At 31.2% G+C, this 18,625-nt stretch carries 21 protein-coding genes; 10 read left to right on the top strand and 11 right to left on the bottom strand.

Translation table 11 applies throughout. The features are described from left to right. Nucleotides 1–42: 42 nt before the first annotated feature. The 4 genes from Q0856_RS11240 to Q0856_RS11225 all read right to left on the bottom strand — a co-directional run bounded on the left by Q0856_RS11240 (nucleotide 43) and on the right by Q0856_RS11225 (nucleotide 3,897). The gene (locus tag Q0856_RS11240; RefSeq protein ID WP_298505026.1) at nucleotides 43–549 is read right to left on the bottom strand and encodes a sigma-70 family RNA polymerase sigma factor; all 507 of its coding nucleotides are present in this window, start codon (nucleotides 547–549) and stop codon (nucleotides 43–45) included. A 138-nt stretch (nucleotides 550–687) separates the two neighbouring features. After that, entirely contained in the window at nucleotides 688–1,608 is a 921-nt protein-coding gene (locus tag Q0856_RS11235; protein ID WP_298505023.1) for a helix-turn-helix domain-containing protein, read from the bottom strand. Nucleotides 1,609–1,768: 160 nt separating this feature from the next. Beyond that, entirely contained in the window at nucleotides 1,769–2,872 is a 1,104-nt protein-coding gene (locus Q0856_RS11230) for a type 1 glutamine amidotransferase domain-containing protein (protein WP_298505020.1), read from the bottom strand. Nucleotides 2,873–3,114: 242 nt separating this feature from the next. Then, entirely contained in the window at nucleotides 3,115–3,897 is a 783-nt protein-coding gene (locus Q0856_RS11225; protein WP_298505018.1) for a hypothetical protein, read from the bottom strand. A gap of 54 nt (nucleotides 3,898–3,951) precedes the next feature. Between Q0856_RS11225 and Q0856_RS11220 the strand changes: the two genes are divergently transcribed. The 6 genes from Q0856_RS11220 (at nucleotide 3,952) to Q0856_RS11195 (ending at nucleotide 7,550) form a co-directional block, all read left to right on the top strand. Beyond that, nucleotides 3,952–4,605 (top strand): outer membrane beta-barrel protein, encoded by a 654-nt coding sequence (locus tag Q0856_RS11220; protein WP_298475488.1) that lies wholly within the window; start codon nucleotides 3,952–3,954, stop codon nucleotides 4,603–4,605. Nucleotides 4,606–4,908: 303 nt separating this feature from the next. Beyond that, a complete protein-coding gene (locus Q0856_RS11215) occupies nucleotides 4,909–5,619 on the top strand; it encodes a M949_RS01915 family surface polysaccharide biosynthesis protein (protein ID WP_298505014.1) in 711 nt (236 codons plus the stop codon). 218 nt (nucleotides 5,620–5,837) lie between these two features. Further along, nucleotides 5,838–6,272: an Rrf2 family transcriptional regulator gene (locus tag Q0856_RS11210; protein ID WP_298505011.1), complete on the top strand. Its 435-nt coding sequence runs from the start codon at nucleotides 5,838–5,840 to the stop codon at nucleotides 6,270–6,272. A 236-nt stretch (nucleotides 6,273–6,508) separates the two neighbouring features. Then, on the top strand, nucleotides 6,509–6,850 hold the full coding sequence (locus Q0856_RS11205; RefSeq protein WP_298505009.1) for a cupin domain-containing protein: 342 nt from the start codon (nucleotides 6,509–6,511) through the stop codon (nucleotides 6,848–6,850). Between the two features lie 6 nt (nucleotides 6,851–6,856). Then, on the top strand, nucleotides 6,857–7,252 hold the full coding sequence (locus tag Q0856_RS11200; protein WP_298505006.1) for a group III truncated hemoglobin: 396 nt from the start codon (nucleotides 6,857–6,859) through the stop codon (nucleotides 7,250–7,252). 16 nt (nucleotides 7,253–7,268) lie between these two features. Beyond that, nucleotides 7,269–7,550 carry a hypothetical protein gene (locus Q0856_RS11195; RefSeq protein ID WP_298475473.1) on the top strand — a complete coding sequence of 94 codons (282 nt, stop codon included), beginning with the start codon at nucleotides 7,269–7,271 and terminating at the stop codon, nucleotides 7,548–7,550. A gap of 72 nt (nucleotides 7,551–7,622) precedes the next feature. Here Q0856_RS11195 and Q0856_RS11190 read toward each other — a convergent pair whose 3' ends face one another. From Q0856_RS11190 to Q0856_RS11175, 4 genes are all read right to left on the bottom strand, one after another. After that, nucleotides 7,623–8,516 carry a phospholipase A gene (locus Q0856_RS11190; protein ID WP_298505003.1) on the bottom strand — a complete coding sequence of 298 codons (894 nt, stop codon included), beginning with the start codon at nucleotides 8,514–8,516 and terminating at the stop codon, nucleotides 7,623–7,625. 106 nt (nucleotides 8,517–8,622) lie between these two features. After that, complete coding sequence (locus Q0856_RS11185; RefSeq protein ID WP_298505000.1) at nucleotides 8,623–9,369, bottom strand: hypothetical protein; 747 nt, start codon at nucleotides 9,367–9,369, stop codon at nucleotides 8,623–8,625. Between the two features lie 18 nt (nucleotides 9,370–9,387). Then, on the bottom strand, nucleotides 9,388–10,101 hold the full coding sequence (locus Q0856_RS11180) for a hypothetical protein (protein WP_298504997.1): 714 nt from the start codon (nucleotides 10,099–10,101) through the stop codon (nucleotides 9,388–9,390). Between the two features lie 451 nt (nucleotides 10,102–10,552). Continuing rightward, a complete protein-coding gene (locus tag Q0856_RS11175) occupies nucleotides 10,553–10,705 on the bottom strand; it encodes a hypothetical protein (RefSeq protein WP_298475459.1) in 153 nt (50 codons plus the stop codon). Between Q0856_RS11175 and Q0856_RS11170 the strand changes: the two genes are divergently transcribed. From Q0856_RS11170 to Q0856_RS11155, 4 genes are all read left to right on the top strand, one after another. Beyond that, nucleotides 10,704–11,627: an AraC family transcriptional regulator gene (locus tag Q0856_RS11170; protein WP_298475456.1), complete on the top strand. Its 924-nt coding sequence runs from the start codon at nucleotides 10,704–10,706 to the stop codon at nucleotides 11,625–11,627. The two genes, Q0856_RS11175 and Q0856_RS11170, sit on opposite strands and share 2 nt — an antisense overlap. Nucleotides 11,628–11,737: 110 nt before the next feature. Further along, entirely contained in the window at nucleotides 11,738–12,598 is an 861-nt protein-coding gene (locus Q0856_RS11165; protein WP_298475453.1) for an NAD(P)H-binding protein, read from the top strand. A 271-nt stretch (nucleotides 12,599–12,869) separates the two neighbouring features. Then, nucleotides 12,870–14,123 (top strand): ammonium transporter, encoded by a 1,254-nt coding sequence (locus Q0856_RS11160; protein ID WP_298504995.1) that lies wholly within the window; start codon nucleotides 12,870–12,872, stop codon nucleotides 14,121–14,123. 26 nt (nucleotides 14,124–14,149) lie between these two features. Further along, on the top strand, nucleotides 14,150–14,491 hold the full coding sequence (locus tag Q0856_RS11155) for a P-II family nitrogen regulator (protein WP_298475447.1): 342 nt from the start codon (nucleotides 14,150–14,152) through the stop codon (nucleotides 14,489–14,491). Nucleotides 14,492–14,700: 209 nt separating this feature from the next. On the opposite strand, the gene Q0856_RS11150 is transcribed toward Q0856_RS11155, so the two are convergent. From Q0856_RS11150 to Q0856_RS11140, 3 genes are all read right to left on the bottom strand, one after another. After that, the gene (locus Q0856_RS11150) at nucleotides 14,701–15,732 is read right to left on the bottom strand and encodes a LamG-like jellyroll fold domain-containing protein (protein ID WP_298504993.1); all 1,032 of its coding nucleotides are present in this window, start codon (nucleotides 15,730–15,732) and stop codon (nucleotides 14,701–14,703) included. Nucleotides 15,733–15,934: 202 nt separating this feature from the next. After that, nucleotides 15,935–17,248: a DEAD/DEAH box helicase gene (locus tag Q0856_RS11145; protein WP_298504991.1), complete on the bottom strand. Its 1,314-nt coding sequence runs from the start codon at nucleotides 17,246–17,248 to the stop codon at nucleotides 15,935–15,937. A 4-nt stretch (nucleotides 17,249–17,252) separates the two neighbouring features. Beyond that, a complete protein-coding gene (locus Q0856_RS11140) occupies nucleotides 17,253–18,578 on the bottom strand; it encodes a DEAD/DEAH box helicase (protein ID WP_298504988.1) in 1,326 nt (441 codons plus the stop codon). Nucleotides 18,579–18,625 lie beyond the last annotated feature (47 nt).

Genomic DNA, 18,625 nt, shown 5'->3' with positions numbered 1-18,625 from the left:
TACTAAAAGACGTTTGTCAACCAGTAACACCCTATTTTTATTTTACAAATAGTCTTTTAATCCTTTTTTAAATGCTTGAAGAGCCTTAGAAATATGAGCTTCTACAGTTTTAACAGAAATATTTTTTAAGGCTGCAATTTCTGGATAAGTCAGCCCTTTTGTTCTAGATAATTTGAATATTTCTGAAGTTTTAGGATGCAGTGCATTATAAATCCCATCTATTTTTTTCTCCAGTTCCCATTTGTTGTCTATATCAACCGAAAACTCTGTATTTTGTTTATATAAATCGTAGTGTTTTTCTTGAGTCTTATTTTTTCTATGATTATCAATAATCTTGTTTTTCAACACCGTAATTAGGTAAGCTTCTATTGCTCGTTCATCATTTTTGATGTTTTCAATAGTTTCCCAAAGCTTTATAAATGTTTCTTGCACAAGGCCGCTGGCAATATCTTTATCGTTGACTACTTTAAAAGCGTAGTTAAAGAGTCTTCGATAGTGCTTATCAAATAATGCTGAGAATACTTTTTTCTTAGTGCTAGCTGGTTTCATTTATTAACTTCTCGCATCTCAAGGAGAATTACCCTTGAAAGTTTGAGTTGTTAAAGCTAAAAAATATTGTGGACTGAAAAGTTAAATAACTCTAAATATAAATATACAAGTTTTATTTCTTTTATAATTATTGATACGTTATTCAAAAAACACTTTTTTTCTATATGAGGAAGGTGTTTGTCCTTCAAATTTTTTAAAAGCACTATTAAACGAAGACAAACTACTAAACCCTGAGTCAAATGCTACAGAGGATATTGTATATTTTTTTTTGTCCTCATCTGATAACATTTTTTTCGCTTCTTGAACTCGATAGCAATTTATAAAGTCATTAAAATTTTGTTTTGCATATTGGTTGATAATTTCCGAAACTTTTTGTGTGCTTTTTCCAATCAATTTACTTACGCTAGAAAGCGATGTGTATGGCTCCAAGTACAACTTGTTTTCAACAATTAACTTAACCATTTTACTAAATACAGCTGAATCATCATTTTTAACAAATGCATTTCCATCGATATCTGTAACTTTTAATTGAAACGCTTTAAAACTTAAAAAGTATACGGCAATTGCATACATTATTGGTCCAGTAATATAGGGAACAGTATTTTCAATAATATTAAAAAAATAGGACACCCAGATAATCGCAAAGCCAATTAATAAAATACCTAACCAATAAATTATTACTTTTTGCGATTTGGTTTGCTCTGAATTTTTATATTCTTTTTTTATGTTTTTCAATATTCTCCAAGACATAAAAATATAAAAGGCAAAATGTATATAAATACCAATAAGAACACCACCAAATAGTACAATAATTATTTCATTTTTAGTGTCAAACCATTTTTCTCTAATAAAAAGACTTAATATAAAAACAACCAAAAAGGGAATTATTTCAAGAAAAAAGTTTTTACTCAGCTTATAGCTAGGTTTAGTCATTGCCAAAACATACCACCTTAACAGTGGGCCAATAAGCAATAAAAAAGCCAATCCCGCGAAAATAAATATGGGCTTCAAATTAGTACCAAAATTTAGCATTACAGACTTTCCTATTCGGAAAGCCATGAATATCAAAATTAGCGCCAATAAATAGTTTGTAAGGACCTTTTTCTTTTTAAAAAGACAAAGGTAAACGGCAAACGCGATTCCATGTAGAAGTCCTGCTCCACTAATAATTACTAAAAGTATGTCTAGAAATTTCACTAACGGTTTTTCTCAAATTTAGCTATTTTTTTTGTCTAGATTCGCATTTTTCTGTAAAGGAAGTCAACTCAAGTAAATCAAAAAAATTGCCCAATTCTCCTTTCATCGCGGCAACGATACTATGTTTTGCTATCAAAGTTATATTAACAGGTTTATTTTCCGTTATTATTAACTTCTCAATTATTTTCTTAGCCTTTTTCTTTCCATTTGTATGGAACGTTGATAAAACTGTTACAGCATTTTCTTCATCCGTGATTACCCTATATTTTGGAGTATACCCCAATTGCTTAATCATACTCTCTGCCAAAAACCATGTTGACCAGGGATTTTGTCCAGTTATTAAGTTTTTATCGTGACTAACTTTTTCCAGATACATATGACCCTCATTAAAGTTAGCTCCTTTATTTATTATTTCATCTTGTAAAAGAAAAGGAAATATAGATTTTGCTTCTTTTATTAAAAGTAGTTCCTCTTTATTTGTAAACCCACTCACTTTCCTGTTTTCTAATAGTGGTCTACCGTTATCTAAGGTTACATTTACTAGTGCCGCAGGTCCATGACAAACCGCTCCTATAACCTTATTAGTTTCATAATAATTTTTTATAATTGCTTGTATTGCTTTATTATTAGGAAAATCGAACATCGCTCCTTTTCCACCCGCAAAAAAAATGGCCTGATAATCTGCGGCTACTACCTCATTAATAGGAATAGTATTACTGGTTTTATGTTGAGCAACGGAATCGTTCAAGAAAGCATAGTCAAAAGGCCCCATGTCTTCATCATCAATAACTACTGGAGGTTTACCGCCTTGGGGACTGGCAACATCTACTTCAAAACCATTGGCAACAAATGTATAATATGCACGTGATAATTCGGTTAACTCATAACCGGTGCTTTTGTCACTATTCCCCATAGTGTTGGTACTTGTTACAACCGCTAATATTTTTCCTCGATGTGGTATATTGTTTTCTGATATATATGGTAAATCTTTTACAAGCGTATTTACAACATTTGTATTTGAGGGAGGTATTAAACCTTTAAACCAAAAACCAAAAGAAACCACCAAAATGATTATAGCTGTTATAAACAATAACCCCCATTTAAGGACTTTATACTTTTTAAACATAATGTTTTATTTAAATTATGCTCTAAATAAGATGAAAAGCTTGGTAAAAGCTGTCGAAATGATAATTTCGTCAGTGTAAATATTATTTAAGAGTTAGGAGAACAGAATTTTTTAAAAGTATTGTCCCCTTGGTGTATTTGTATGGAGATTAAGCTATTCCTTGTTACAGTTTTAAAATGTTGAAAGAATATTCCAGCAGTTATATTAGAAATACATGACGTATTACTTAAAATAAGCCAATTCTATTTTATTAGGTAAGTAAATTTTCCATTGATAAAAGAATTACTTCTAAATTCAAAATCACAAAATATAAATGTTATTACGCCATCTTTATTTTCAATATATAGTTTTTGATCTAAATTTGAATCTCCTCCGCCTATTGAGTTATAGCTAAAGTCAGTAATATTAATACGAACCTCTCCATTTGATTTGGTAGATTGATTATTGAATTCTCTGACAGTATTATATTCTCCCGTTAATGGAAGTTCCCCATTTACTTCATTAAATGCTATTTCCATTCTTGCTCCCCTATCCGTATCTAAAATAAAAGCCAAATTTCCATAACCAAAGTAAGTATTTGTTGTTGATTTTACATAAGATACATTTCTTGGAAAGCCCCAAAAATCAAGATAATTTTCATTTAACGGTGTACAACTTGGCTCTGCGGTGGTTTTAAAATCAAAAATTTCGCCATATGAAACTCCTTCATCGTTTATGCCATATGCTGCATAGTAATACGTGGTGTTTGCTTTAAAAAAATTATAGTTTTTAGAAAAACTTCCTATTCTAGAACCTTCTATAACCTTATTCAAATTAATATCTAAGGGCAACTCTTCTCCCCAAACAATTCCATACTCTGTTACTTTTTTTCCGCCCTCACCCAATACCCTACCTCCTAGTGTTACACTGTTAGTAAGTACACTTTCTGGCTCATTAGTAATCATTATTGGTTTAAAATAACTGTAATTTTCTATTTCGCAACTCAGAGAAATAACGCAAATAAGCAATAACAATATTTTATTCATTCGACATTTTTATTTAAAACAATAGTAACAGAAAATGCTCGTTAACTATTACGTATGAAAAATAAAATTATTGTTTTAGCTCTCTTAATTTCTACTTTAAGTTATTGTCAACATGGCAAAACTGGTTTTGTTGCTGGTGTGAGTAACTATTCTACTAAGACCGATTTACTTTCTTCTAAATCAGGAATTGGATATTACTTGGGTATAATTAATACACTTGACTTTAATGAAAAATCTGAATTGCAAGTAGAGATTGGTGTTAGCAAAAACTTTGTTACATTTCTTGGTCGAGATGATGAGTTAGGAGAACCTAAAGAAGCTAAGTTTAGTATGACCAATCCTATTGTAAATGCTTTCTACAATTATTCTTTTTTTGAGAACGATAACTTTAAATTAGGAATTAACGCAGGGCCTTCTGTTTCGATATTGTATGAATACAAACCTGTTGATGATATAAGTGATGAATTTAGAATTGACCCGCTTTTGGTAGAACCTTTTTACTTGGAATTTGACACTAGAAACGAAGTAATTTCTATTAATGTATTCGCTCAACTGGGGTTATCAGCATATTATATGGATTCTTTCGTTTTCAATCTTCGCTATTTTCATGGAATTACGGACCCGTATCGAAATGCACCAATTGTTTCGGTTATAGACATTAATGGTAAAGATTCCTATTTCCTCTTCTCGATTGGCTACTTATTATAAGGAGGTTTTTGTTAAAATTTATTATATGGTATATTATTTATTAGTTTAGTAATCTATCCTAGAATTAATATTCCGGGATTTATTCTTCTTTGTATTAACATATAGTAAGCCTTCTTTAAGGAACCCAGCTACTACAGATTCTTACCATAATCGAATCTAATACTATTAAAAATAGAACAAAATGGTAACGAAAAACACCTGAAAACCGTGGCTATATTTCCCAATATATAGCCCGTTATAAAACATTTATTTGCTATACATTTACAAAGAATACTTACTAGACTCTAAAAACAAATTATAATTATGTATAAACTACTATTTTTATTTTTTGGAATGGCTATAACCTACGGACAAAAAACTACTCTTTATAGCGTTCAACTTTCTAAAAATGAAATCGATACCATTTTTTCCTTAGAAGTAAAAAAGAAGCATAACATTACATTTAGGGTTTATAGAGCTTATCGTTATGAAGATGTAAATGGCCAACATTTACTTCTGATGACAGAAAACGCTGCAAAAAAAGAAAATACCGCGTTTATTAAAGAGAATAAACATGTGTATAATGATTCTATAAAAGCTTATTTCTTTGATTTAAAAGATGAACAATTGGAACTTAAAAGAACCTTAACCGATTTTATTGGAACTAATGAAGTGTCAGAAGAATTTTCAATTGCGTATTGGACGAAGTTTTTTGCTTTGAAAGATTATGATGGAAATGGCACAATAGACCCAATACTAATATATGGTAGCTATGGGAATAATGGTACTGATGATGGTCGCATAAAAATTATGGTGTTTCAAGGAACCAGAAAGAGTGGAATACGCCATCAAAATGGCACTTTGGATTCGGAGCGAAATACAAAAGTAGATGCTTCATTTTATGAATTACCCATGGGTATTCAAAAACAAGTTATGCAACAAATGCAAGCCATTACGGCTAATGGATCAGGTATTTTTCCTGATGGTTGGCAAAAGGATATGAAGGCCAAAAAATTAGTAATGAACGAGTTTTAGTTATGTTGCTAGTATAGTGGTTAAGAACAATAAAATAGATTTATTTAAAAAACTATTGGTGATTCATACCATTGGAAAACCGTTGGGCTTTATTCGCCAAAATTACTAGTAAAAATCTATTTTTTCTTTTATGGTCTTTCCAAAAATTCATTTTTATAACGGATAAATTTGTCTTGTATGTAATTATGCCATAAATTTGTCTCATAAATATAGAGACTATGTTTTCAAAAGCGTGCGAATACGGACTTAGAGCAATAATTTATATTGCGCAACAAAGTGCGCAGGAGGTTAAAGTAAGTTTAGTCCATATATCGGAGGCCATAAATTCACCACAAGCCTTCACTGCTAAGGTATTACAGCAACTTACACGGAATAACATTATAAAATCTATAAAAGGACCTTATGGTGGTTTTGTTATAGAAAATGATAAAATGAAATCTATTAAATTAAGTGATGTAGTAAAAGTATTAGATGGGGATACTATTTATACTGGTTGCGGTTTGGGACTATCGGAATGTAATGAAAACTCTCCTTGCCCCTTACACTTTAAATTTGTTGAGATTAGGAGTAAGCTTAGAAGTATGCTAGAAACCACAACCTTAAAGACATTGGTTGAAGATATGGATACGGAGCATTTTTTCTTAAAAAGGTAAAATATTTATTTTTATAACGGACAAAAAGACCCTTTTATAATTTATATTGAAAATACAACTTATAACCGAGTTTACATGGTTTGCCTTTGTCGGTGCCATACGTTTTATAGCGTCTGGGTTAAATCTTAAAGTCTTTAAAATAAGTACCAAGCTTTGTTTAGGATAGGGAATAATGCTAAAAAAAATGAAACAATAGAGCTTTAAAAATTAGATGAGAATAATAAAACAATTGCATTATGAATACAGCATCATTATTAGAGAATATTACATACCAAGAAAACGATAAACCTACTGTTTCGGTTCTATTAAAAACGGCCAATACTAAAGAAGTACGGATAGTAATGAAAAAAGGGCAATTAATGAAAGAGCACAAGGCTCCCTACCCAATTATTATTGAAATGTTTGAAGGAGAGATTCATTTCGGTGTTGAAGGAAATAAACGAATATTAAAAAAAGGAGATATGATAGCTTTAGAGGCTAATGTACCTCACGATTTATCTTGCATACAAGAAAGCATTATTCGCTTGTCTATTTCCGTGTTAGACAAAATAGAACGGGTAAACCATGTTATAGCATAAAAATACATGATAACAGATATAGAGCATAGGGAAGATATTCGTGTTTTGGTGTATACTTTTTATGAAAGTATAAGAAAAAATCAGTTACTAGGCCCCATCTTTAATAGTCATATTAAAGAGGAACAGTGGCCAGCACATCTAGAGAAACTTACTGATTTTTGGGTAACGGCTCTTTTGGGAGACATATGTTTTAAGGGGAACCCAACCATGGCACACCGAATTGTAGACAAAAGTTTAAATTATTCCATTGCTCCCTATCATTTTGAGCAATGGATTGGATTATGGCATTCTACAATAGATAGTTTATACAAAGGCACATTAGCCGATAGAGCAAAAAAAGCAGTTAAAAAAATGGCTATGGGTCAATTTAACGCCATTTGTAGTTTTAGAGACTCTTCATAAATTAAAAAGATATACTATGAAATTTTATAATAATTATTTAGCAGAATATACGAAAGGTTTAACTGGGTATACAGCCATTGGTATAATAGGGCAAAGTTGTTTAGGTTCTATTGCGGCGATGTATGTACTAAAAGGAGGTGTCGCCATTTCCGAGATGACACAATTGTTTTTAGTAATTGTTTTTTGCATGGGATATAATGCAGCTATCCTCGCACAACTAAAACCTAAAACTAGCTTTAATTTACTTATAGCTAGCATCTTGTGCAGCATAATTATTCTTATCGTTAATCTAACATAAGTATATTCCGTCTTATTGTTTAGGAATCTGTATTTAAGATAGCGTATAGGATACTCAAATTAATAACTTATACTATTTCCATTGCAAAAGGGAAACTCCTAATCCAAAAGTAGTTTGTTTATGGTTATAGTCTATAAGGCTTTCTCCGTATCCATAGAATAATTGGGCATGTACTTCTAAAAGATCAAAAACCCTTACAGCATAATCTATTTTAGCACTACCCTTATTGTTATTTCCTGCACGTAGAGAATGGCGTAATAATACACTAATATTATGTCTTCCTTTGGCATATGCAGATAATAGTTCTGCCCTACCTATGTAATTCTCAACATTCGGATTATTATCCTCTATACTTTCTTCTTGTATGCGCCACCATGGACTAAGAACAAAACTCCAAGAAGGGCTCTCCCACCCTATTTGCGCCACTACTCTATTCCAGCTTCTAGATAAAGGATTAGCTTTACCATTACTCTGGTGATTTATACCAATTGCTGTATACACTCCTTTTACTCCTAAAAAAGAGTATTTCACGGGAAGTACAAAAATTACTTCGGGTTCATAATTAGTTTCTCTAAATGGTCTAGATATATCGCTGCTATATAGTTGCCATCTAGAAGATTGTGTATAACCTGCCCATAAATCTCCACCTAATTTATTACCGAATAAATTTTTAGCGACTCTTGCTTTAAAGCTTATTTGAAATTTAAATTCAGTATCTAAATAATCATATGATTGAGCGGCCGAATTAAGAGGATTACTACTAGTAGGTTGCTTATTTATATTGGATGTGTAATTGGCTACTAAAAAATAAACTGGTTTATAAGGAACAATTTTAAAAAGCTTGGTGGTATCATCTTGAATTTGCCAACGTTGAGAAAGTTTACCTCCCGGATCTTGAATTAAACTTTGTCCAAAAGAGCAAACAATAGCAAAAAAGAATAAGAATAGGGAGCAAAATACTTTCATAAAGTCGTTAACCAGATTTGGAAAAACGCAAAAATAATTAAAGTTTTTTCAAAATCTGGTTAAAGTTACATTATATAGCTTTCTTTGGGTATGCTCTGCTTTTATCCTATTCGGGTATATTAATGTTCCAAGAATATTCTTCTTTAAGTTTTTGTAATTCAACAATTTGCCTATCTAAAATAACAGCAAATTCGTTGAATTTTATTTTTCCGTTTTGTTTAGAATTATTTTCTTGGCCTTTAAAAACGGCATCTAATAATTCTTCCTCATCTAAAAACCTCGCTTTTTCTAAATGTATTTCTTCTAAATAATCTAAACTAATAGGCGCTGTAAGTTTTCTTAGAAAAGTAGAAGAAACATCCAAATATTTTAATTTTTCTTGTTTCGTAATATCTAATTCTTCTATATAATTTGCGTACAAATTTAAGTATTCAATTTCTTTGTTATTAGATAAATCTATTGTTACTAAATCATTATTTAGAATGTATAAGCTTTCTAGATTTACATTAGAATTAAGTGATATTTCTTTTAAGTTATTACTCTGTAAGAATAGAGCAGTTAGTTTTGTATTGTTAGAAACATCAATTGTATTCATTTTATGCCCCTTTATACTTAATCTAACTAGTTCAGGATGTAGTGATGGGTTAAATTCTTCTAGAGTACCAGTTATACCTAAGAATTCTAATCCTGGTAAACTAGAAAGTCCTTTTATTTCTGTTTTATAGTCTCCACTAATAATTAGTAGCTTTAATAAAGAATTGTTAGATAAATTAATAGATTTTAAAGACCCAAACCTGGCACTTAATTCTTGTAAACCCGGATATTGTTTAATGATATCATCTATGCTTTCCATAGTACTATCACCCAAGTTTTATGATGTTAAATTAGAGAGTTCTTCTAATTCTAAGGATTGTATTTTATCTCCCGAACCATTTCCTGTTATTTGTAAATTAAGTTTTGTTACCTCTTTTGTATTTGTCGTACTTAAGGTTATTTCGTACTCTCCTGGGGAGTCGTATCGATGCTCTATTCTATCATTAGGAGATTCAATGTCCAATGGAGATTCTGCTATTTCCTCTGTGCCATCTCCCCAATCAATATGATATAAAGAACCATATTTTTCTTGTGTAACTGTTAGATCTATAAAATTTCTTTGATTGTTTCCTTGTCTATTAGAGTTGACTTTTAAGACTGCAATTTTTTGATTTTTATAATGTTCAAAATAAAGATTATAAGGGTTTTCTAATGTATAATTTTTAAGCTCGGCTTTGGTCGCATACATTTTTATCTTCCCATGATTAGAATCTTCTATCTCAAAAGTATACGTGCCAGAAGAACTTAAATCTTCCTCTATTTCAATAGTTTTGTTATAAGTAAGTTCATTATGGGTTGTATAATACCCATCAGGGCCGTAAACTAATAAATTTCCCGAATTAGAAGAATCATCAGGAGTTACAATTTTTATAGGGAGTAATTGGGTAACTTCTTTTGAATCATTATTACTTTCTTCTTTTTCACATGATACAAAAAATGTGGAAAATGCTAGAAACAATAAACTTGCTGTAAAATTAACGGTTTTTTTCATTTGGTTAGGTTTTAAGTGTTTCTAAACGTGAAAAATGCTCATTTATTACCTAACTCTATCGTATATGTAATATCTTTATTTTTAAGAATGCCAATTCTATTATACTAGATTTCTCACTTCTTTAAGCAAGAGTTAAAACTCTACTTGCGACAGTTTCTTTAACACAATCAGAAAATATTTTTGTTTTTTTATAGCACTTTCTCAATAGCCGTGATTATTTCAGAGATTTTAAGAATTTCTAAAACTCCAGAAAACAGATATATTATTAACCAAACACGCCGCAGGTATTGCGTTCCTTTTCTATGTTGCAAAGTAATTGGTTTCAAAATTATTTCTTGATTGGTTTCTTTAAAGAAAAGATTCTAGCACATTTTAGTTTTATTAAAACTATTTTTTGAGTCTAGCCCTTTCCATTGTAAATGATGTTTACATTGTCTATTTTTGAATCTCATTATGATGTGGTTATGGTTCTAGACAGAATAAACAATTGGTTTAACTTATCTAAACAATACTTCTTTACGTATAGTAACGGTTTTTTTAATCTATCATACTTATCTAACTCTCCTTCTTTAATAGTGGAGAGTTGCTCTAAAATGCCGTTCATGAAACGAGATAGGGAAAAACAAATGCTACATGCCGATACCCCATTTGTAAAAGGAGAATTTTATTATGTGGAGTTAGAAGAAGGTCTATGGATTTTTTTATCCGATATGTTTTATAAAAATAATGTATCCTATAAACCTGTGTATGATGCATTTTTACCAGCGGATTATTATTTTATTTCTATAAATAATATAGAAAACAAGCTTAATGATAACACTTATGAGATTAATAATTTTAAAATTGAAAATAACTCAATTTCTTTTTCTAAGCCCGCATCGGATTTTATAAACTGCCATTTTAAAAATTCTACCGAAAATATGTACATACTATATTTTAGCGAGGATTGGGCTAATAAAAATATATTAAAATCGTCTACAACATCTACAGCCTTTAAAAATTTGCTAAAAGACAATAAAAAGCAATTTTTGAATTATAGTTATAATAGTAAGGATTTCAAAACATTAATCAGTAGGTTAATTTCTAGCTTTAAAGACGCAGGAAGACCAGATATTTTTGAACTTAAAAAACTGTCTTACGAATATTTTAGCTTGTTTTTTCATTCTTTAGAGAAAGAGGAAAATTACAATTCCAATGAGTTAACTCATAAAAACAGAATAATAATTCAAAAGATTGAACATTATCTAATGAATAACTTATATGCAAAATTCCCTGGAATAGATTTTCTTTCTAAGAAATATAAAATTTCTCCTACTAGGCTAAAACAGAACTTTAAACTATTATTCGGCACACCGATTTTTAAATATTTTCAAAAGCATAAAATGGAGCTTGCGCTATTGTATGTTAAAAAAGGAGATTTAAAAATTAAAGACATTTCTGCTAAGCTTGGTTATGAAAACGTTAGTAAGTTCTCTAAGGCTTTTGAAAGTTGCCATAACATGCTTCCCTCAGAATTCCGTAAATAACAAATGTCTTATTGGGCTATTTGTGTCCTATTGGGTTCCTTTTTTATTTTTTATCCACATAATTTTGATTCCATAATAGAATTTCCTCACTCTATTATGGAATCAAAATTATGAAGGATATTAACCAAAAGGTATTATTGACTGGTGCTGAGTGCATTCTCGGGGGAGTAATAGTTAGGAGACTAGCCGCACGAAATGTACCAGTCAAAGTTTTAACAAGAAATTTAGTTGGAAAACATAAGATTCCTAAGAGCAACGGAATTGTCGTTGAAAAAATGTCGGACCAACCTAATCTTTTAGCGAAACATCTAGAAGGCATTAATACGGTTATTTCTACATTAAGTTTAGTGAGAGAAAATAGAAGTATTTTTGATATTTGTTCTGACTATCAAGCAAATATTCAATTGCTCTATGAAATGAAAAAAGCAGGGATAAAAAAGTTTGTTTACGTAGAAGCTCCTCATTCTTATCTACACAATAATCCAAAAATTATAGAGGAAAAAAACTTTTTTCTATTAAAATTAAAAGAATCAAAAATAGAGTATACCGTTATAAGTACCAATGGTACTTTTAGCAACTTTAATAGTTTCTTAATGATGGCTAATAAGGGTAGAATATATCTTTTTGGAAAAGGTAATGAGAAATTTAATCCAATTGATATAAAGGACTTAGCAAGAGCATGTATAGAAGCTATCACAATTAAACACAATCACCTATGTGTAGGAGGTCCAGAAATTTTAACAATAAAAGAAATAGCTAAAATTGCTTTTGATGCCCATGGTAAACATCCCCAAATAATACATATTCCCTCTTGTTTAAAAAAAATAATTCTTTGGGCAGTATATAAATTTAATACAAGAAATAATTTACCTTGTTTAAACTATATGCAAAATCAGGTCTTAGGAATAAAATATGGAAATTTCCGTCTATCTGCTTTTTTTAAAAATGAGGCAAACACCTTAAAAAGGTAACACAAATATTACTAATTCCTTTTTTTAATATGGCGTTTTTTATACATGTCTTTTAGAAACTTTACATATAAATGCGGAACTTATAAATACTGCATCTATACTAAAAACCCCTCTCTTTATTTGTAATTTCTACTTTTAAAATAAAAACGGACTAAAATGTTATTTTTTAGCAAATTCGTAAATATTGACTATTCATTTTTATATATTACTTTTTTTTCGATATAAAAATTGAATAATTCGTTATTTAACTAACCAACTAAAGAATAATTACATGGAAGGAGTTGCTACTGCAGCCTTAGAACAAACAGAACTTATTTCTGCAATTGATACCGTTTGGGTATCTATATGTGCAGCAATCATTTTTTTAATGGAAGGAGGATTTGCTCTCTTGGAAGCAGGTTTTGTAAGAGCAAAAAATACTATGAGTATCATTGCCAAAGTCATCATTGATATAGTTTTTGGTGGATTAGCATTTTATGCCATCGGCTTTGGTATAGCGTACGGAAATAGTAATGGCTGGTTTGCTTTTGATTTTGGAATTATGTCTCATGATTTAGGACTTGGATTAACCGTATCTAATAAACTATTTTGGTTTATTCAATTAGGCTTTGCAATAGCAGCTATATCTATAGTTTCGGGCGCAGTAGCGGAAAGAATGAAAGTTTGGGCGTATGCTATTTTTGTTGTTGTTTTTTGTGCATTTATGTACCCTTTAGCAGCAAACTGGGTTTGGAATCCAGATGGGTGGTTAACCGCAAGAGGGTTTAATGATTTTGCAGGCTCAGCGGCCGTGCATGCCATGGGAGGTTTTGCCGCTTTAGCTGCAGCCATAGTACTTGGTCCTCGAATGGGAAAATATGACAAAAACGGTGATCCTGTAGCCATTCCAGGCCATAATTTACCATTAGCAGCTGTAGGAGGGTTTATTCTATGGTTTGGCTGGTTTGGATTCAACCCAGGATCTACCCTTGGCGCAGTGGGTAATTGGGAGTTAATAGGTGTGGTTGCTACCAACACTTTTTTAGCCTCGGCTGCAGGTGGAATGTCTACCATGTTTTACACCTATTTTAGATATGGCCAAATAGATATTACCATGACCATAAATGGAGTTTTAGCAGGTTTGGTTGCCATTACCGCTGGCTGCAATATTGTAGAACCTGGTTCTGCCATTATTATTGGTTTTATAGCAGGTATATTGGTAGATGTGGCTGTTTTATACATTGATAAAGTAAAAATCGATGACCCTGTTGGCGCTATTGCTGTACACGGTGTAAATGGTCTATTTGGAACCATAGCTGTAGGACTATTCGCGGCGGAAGATGGTTTACTTTTTGGAGGTGGTTCGGCCTTATTAATAACTCAAGCAATTGGAGTTTTAGTAATAGGAGTATTTTCATTTATAGTAACATATATTATTATAACTATACTGAAGAAAACTATTGGTATTAGAGTTAACAAATCGGAAGAAAGAGCCGGAATAGATGCTGTAACTTTTGGAGTGGAAGCATACACTACTTTTGAATAAAAAATAAGAGAATATAAATTGTAGAAATGAAAAAAATTGAAGCTATAATAAGGCCATCTAAATTAAAAGCAGTACAACGCGGTTTAAAAGAAGCTGGAATTCCGTGCATTACCGTAATTCCTGTAAAAGGAACGGGTCTTCAAAAAAGTTATTCTGAACGTTATCGTGGCACTGAACAATCTATGATTCTACAAAGCAGAGTTATGATAATGTGTGTTGTTAGTGATTCTCACTTGGAGAAATGTATTAATGTTATTAAAGATAATGCATCTGAAGGGCAAGTAGGTGACGGTAAAATATTTATTTACAATGTTGAAGATGCTATACGTCTTAGTACCGGAGTACAAGGAAATGATGCCATAATATAACTACATACTTTAATTTTACCATTATAGTAAACAACCTCGGGGCAAGCCCACCAGGCATTAGAAGGAAAATAAGCATTGATTTCGACGCAAGCGTCAGAGCATTTAAATCTCGATTATCGAGTAAATAGTGTAAGCCTAAAAAAACATCATATTTTAGAAACTAAAGCAGAATAATACTTTTATTGTTCTGCTTTTTATTACTATAAAAGTTACTCTCTATAAACACTTTGAATTTCTGCATCTGAAAGCGCTCTATTGTACAATCTTAAATTATCCATACGGCCTGTTACATAATTCTGAATTGAGTTATATGGGTCCGTACCTATAAATAATTCGTACTCAGTTTGTGAAATTCCAGAAGCATTTACATTTTTCGATGACGATTCTTTTCCATTAATATAAATCTTAAGAGTACTACCATCAAAAGTACTTGTTAAATGATTCCAAGTATTAACGAGAAGCGGTGTACTTGCATCTAAACATTCTTGACATAAGCTTTGCGGGCAAGTATCTGGTTCTATACACATTTCAATAACTCCACCATTATATACCCACATTCCATATCTAGAATGGCCACCATCATCTGGATTAGTTTTTTCTATAAGCGTAAAAAAAGAATTGTTTTGCTGTTCTTGATAATAGTACCAAAAAGAAATGGTCATTTCTTTGTCTAGGCTTATAGCATTGTTATGAGGTATTTTAATATAGCTTTCTGAAACAGCTGAAAAAACTCCTGCGGTATTCTCTATACCTAATCTATCTGCTGTATATATAAGATTAATAGGCTCGGTAGGGTTCTCGTTTGGGCTTTTATCAGCTACATTATTATTAAAATCAATACGTAGTACATAGTCCTCCGGAATTGGACCACTTTGAGGTTCCACTGTAACATTAATAAAATTCTTCTTTACCTCTGTAATTTCATCATTTGTAGATTTTACTTTTAAGCTTACATCAAACGATCCAGTATTTTTATAAGTAATAATTGGTGATTTGGAAGTAGATGTTTCAGGTTCTCCTCCAGGAAAAAGCCATTCTCTTGAGACAATAGAACCTTCAGATAAATCATTAAAAGTAACACTATCATTGGTTGTTACACTTTGTGTATTAGCTTCAAAATTAGAAATAAGTTCTTCCTTTTCTTCTTCCTTTTCTTCTTTCTTTTCCACATCAGAAGAACCACTTTTACTGCATGAAAACAATACCATAAAAAGTAACATATACAGGCAAAAATTCTTCATATTTATTAATCGCATTTATATTAGAAATTTAAGTAGTAAAAAAATATAAAAACTTACATTATCTATTGTGTAAATTTTATGTAAATGCGTTTTTGTAAACTTACTGTTTTTTACATTACGGGAATATTTAATCTAAACAAAATTCCCTAAGATGTACTCTGAGGTATTTTACTGTATATAAATCGACCCTTTTGCATCCATATTACAGTATAGTTATTCGTACTTTTTTCTTTTTTAAACGACTATTGTTTAATTTTTCTACTAAAACATTAGCACTGGTTTTCGGTACAGCAACAAAAGCACAATCTTGTTTTAGTTCAATGACACCTAATTGTTCTTTAGTAAGGCTTCCTTGCTTAAAAAATAGACCGGCAATATCTCCTTTAGATATTTTGTCTTTTCGACCTCCTGAAATGAATAAAGTCTCCCAAAATTGTGGTTCCCTATTATTTTTCGTAGCTATACTAGCCTCTCCTGCACCCGTAATAAAATCTGGTAAACTTTGATTTTTCCATTGTAGAATATAGGCCGTTCCTTTTTCATTTACTCTGGCTGTTCTACCATTTCTATGTGTAAATTCCTCTGCATGCAATGGAAGTTCATAATGAATAATAAACTTTAGTTCTGGTATATCTATACCTCGAGCAGCTAAATCTGTAGCAAGTAATATTTGACTAGTTCCATTACGGAATTTTATTAAGGCGCGCTCTCTATCCTTTTGTTCCATACCTCCCGAAAAGCATCCATGAGATATATTATTAGTTTCAAGAAAAGAACTCACTACAGTTAAACTATCTTTTAAATTACAAAAGATTATTCCTGGCTTATTCCCTAAGTGGAACACTAAACTTAATAAACTATCTAATTTATCCTTGTCAGGAGAAATTACCGTTTTAAGTTCCAAACGCGAACTTTTCTTATTATCCAAGTAATTTATAATATTTGGCTTATCTAATAGCACAAATTTAGGAATCTTAACTCCCTGTGTAGCAGACGTTAATATTCGCTTATTTAAACTAGACAACTCCGATAAAATAGCACTCATTTCTTCCTTAAAACCTATCTCCAATGATTTATCGAACTCATCTAAAACCAATGTTTTAATTGTTGTTGTGGCAAAACGTTTACTATTTATATGGTCTAAAATTCTACCTGGAGTTCCTATAAGAATTGCAGGTTTATGTTTTATTTCTATTTTATCTTTAGACATGGGTCTTCCACCATAAACTGCATTTACTTTAAAACCAGTTCCCATATTACGGGCTACTTGTTCTATCTGTATAGCCAATTCTCTAGTAGGCACCAAAATTAATGATTGTATCTCTGAGCTTTCCGGATTTAGAGTTTTAATTAAAGGTAATAGAAAAGCTAAAGTTTTCCCCGTACCTGTAGGAGATAACAAAATAGTATTTCTATTAGATTCTATACTGGCAATAGCCTCTTTTTGCATTGCGTGCAAAGCATTTATCTGTAATTTCTTAAGAATATCTTGCTGTGCTTTAATATAATTTGCCATTAATCTATTTCTTTTTTTTGCGTAGAGGAGTTTCTTTATTGCATTGCTCTAAGTGATTTGCTAGCACTTTTTCTATTAACTCTTCTTTCGTAAGATGATGAAAAATGGTTTTTATTTTACCTTTAAAAGAATCCGAAACTTCTCTGTTTGGTTTTGTTTTGAAAATCTTTTTAGCCCATAGTAGACTATTGTTTTCCTCAATACTTTGCGCATCTGCCTTTTTAGATTTATGAAAAACAATGCCCAATTCGTTTTCAAAATCAGCAATATCTATCTCTTCTTCTTTTTGTAGAATGGTCAGTGAAAGTCCTTTGGCTCCTGCCCTAGCAGTACGGCCACTTCTATGCACATAAGTATCGTACGTATCTGGTAAATGATAATTTATTACGTACGTTATTTCTTTTACATCAATTCCGCGGGAGGCTAAGTCTGTAGCTACTAAAATGTTTATTTGTCCTTCTCTAAATTGCCTCATAACCCTATCTCTAATTCCTTGTGTTAAACTCCCATGAAGAGAACCAGAAGAAAACTTATTAATAGCTAAGTTTTTTGCTAATTTATTGACCGCAGCTTTGGTTTTACAGAAAATTACTCCCCTTTCACCTTCTTTAGTACTTAAAAAGTGTAATAACACATCTAACTTTTCAATAGGTTCTACGACTATGTATTGATGGTCTATACCTTTATGCCCCATAGTGGTCATATCTACTTCAATATGCGTAGGGTGTTTGGTTAAATAATTTTGAACCAATTGTTTAATCGCTCCGGACATGGTTGCTGTAAACAAAAAGGTTCTCTTTGTTTTTGGAATTTCAGTAACAATAGGATCTAAGTCTTCTTTTAAACTAGTTACCATTTCATCCGCTTCATCTAGAACTAAAAAATCTACATTTTTTAAGTTTATAGCCTTTCTATTTATTAAATCTACCAAGCGACCTGGTGTAGCCACAACCATATGTGTTTTTTCTTGTAACCTTTCTATTTGTGGTTTAATAGGTGTTCCTCCACAAATAGATGCAATAGAAATAGAAGAATTATTAGGTACATATGAAATAAGGTTAGTATAAATTTGATGTCCCAATTCTCTCGTCGGAGCTAAAATTACAGCTTGTAGATTAATACTATCTATATTTATTAGTTGTAATAATGGTAATCCAAAAGCTGCTGTTTTACCTGTTCCTGTTTTTGCTAAAGCAACAATATCTTTCTTTGCATTTAGAATAAGCGGAATAGTCTTTTTCTGTATGTCTGTTGGTTTAGAGAATTGTAATTCATCTAAACTATGCTCTAATTGGGTATTAATTCCTAATTCTGAAAACCGCTTAATCATAAAAATAATTTTGTCAAAGATAAGTACACTATTCTTGGGAATGTTAT

Origin of the sequence: uncultured Maribacter sp. (assembly GCF_947496775.1) — a bacterium.
Taxonomy (GTDB): Bacteria; Bacteroidota; Bacteroidia; order Flavobacteriales; family Flavobacteriaceae; genus Maribacter_B.
This window is presented reverse-complemented; position numbering and strand designations above follow the sequence as displayed.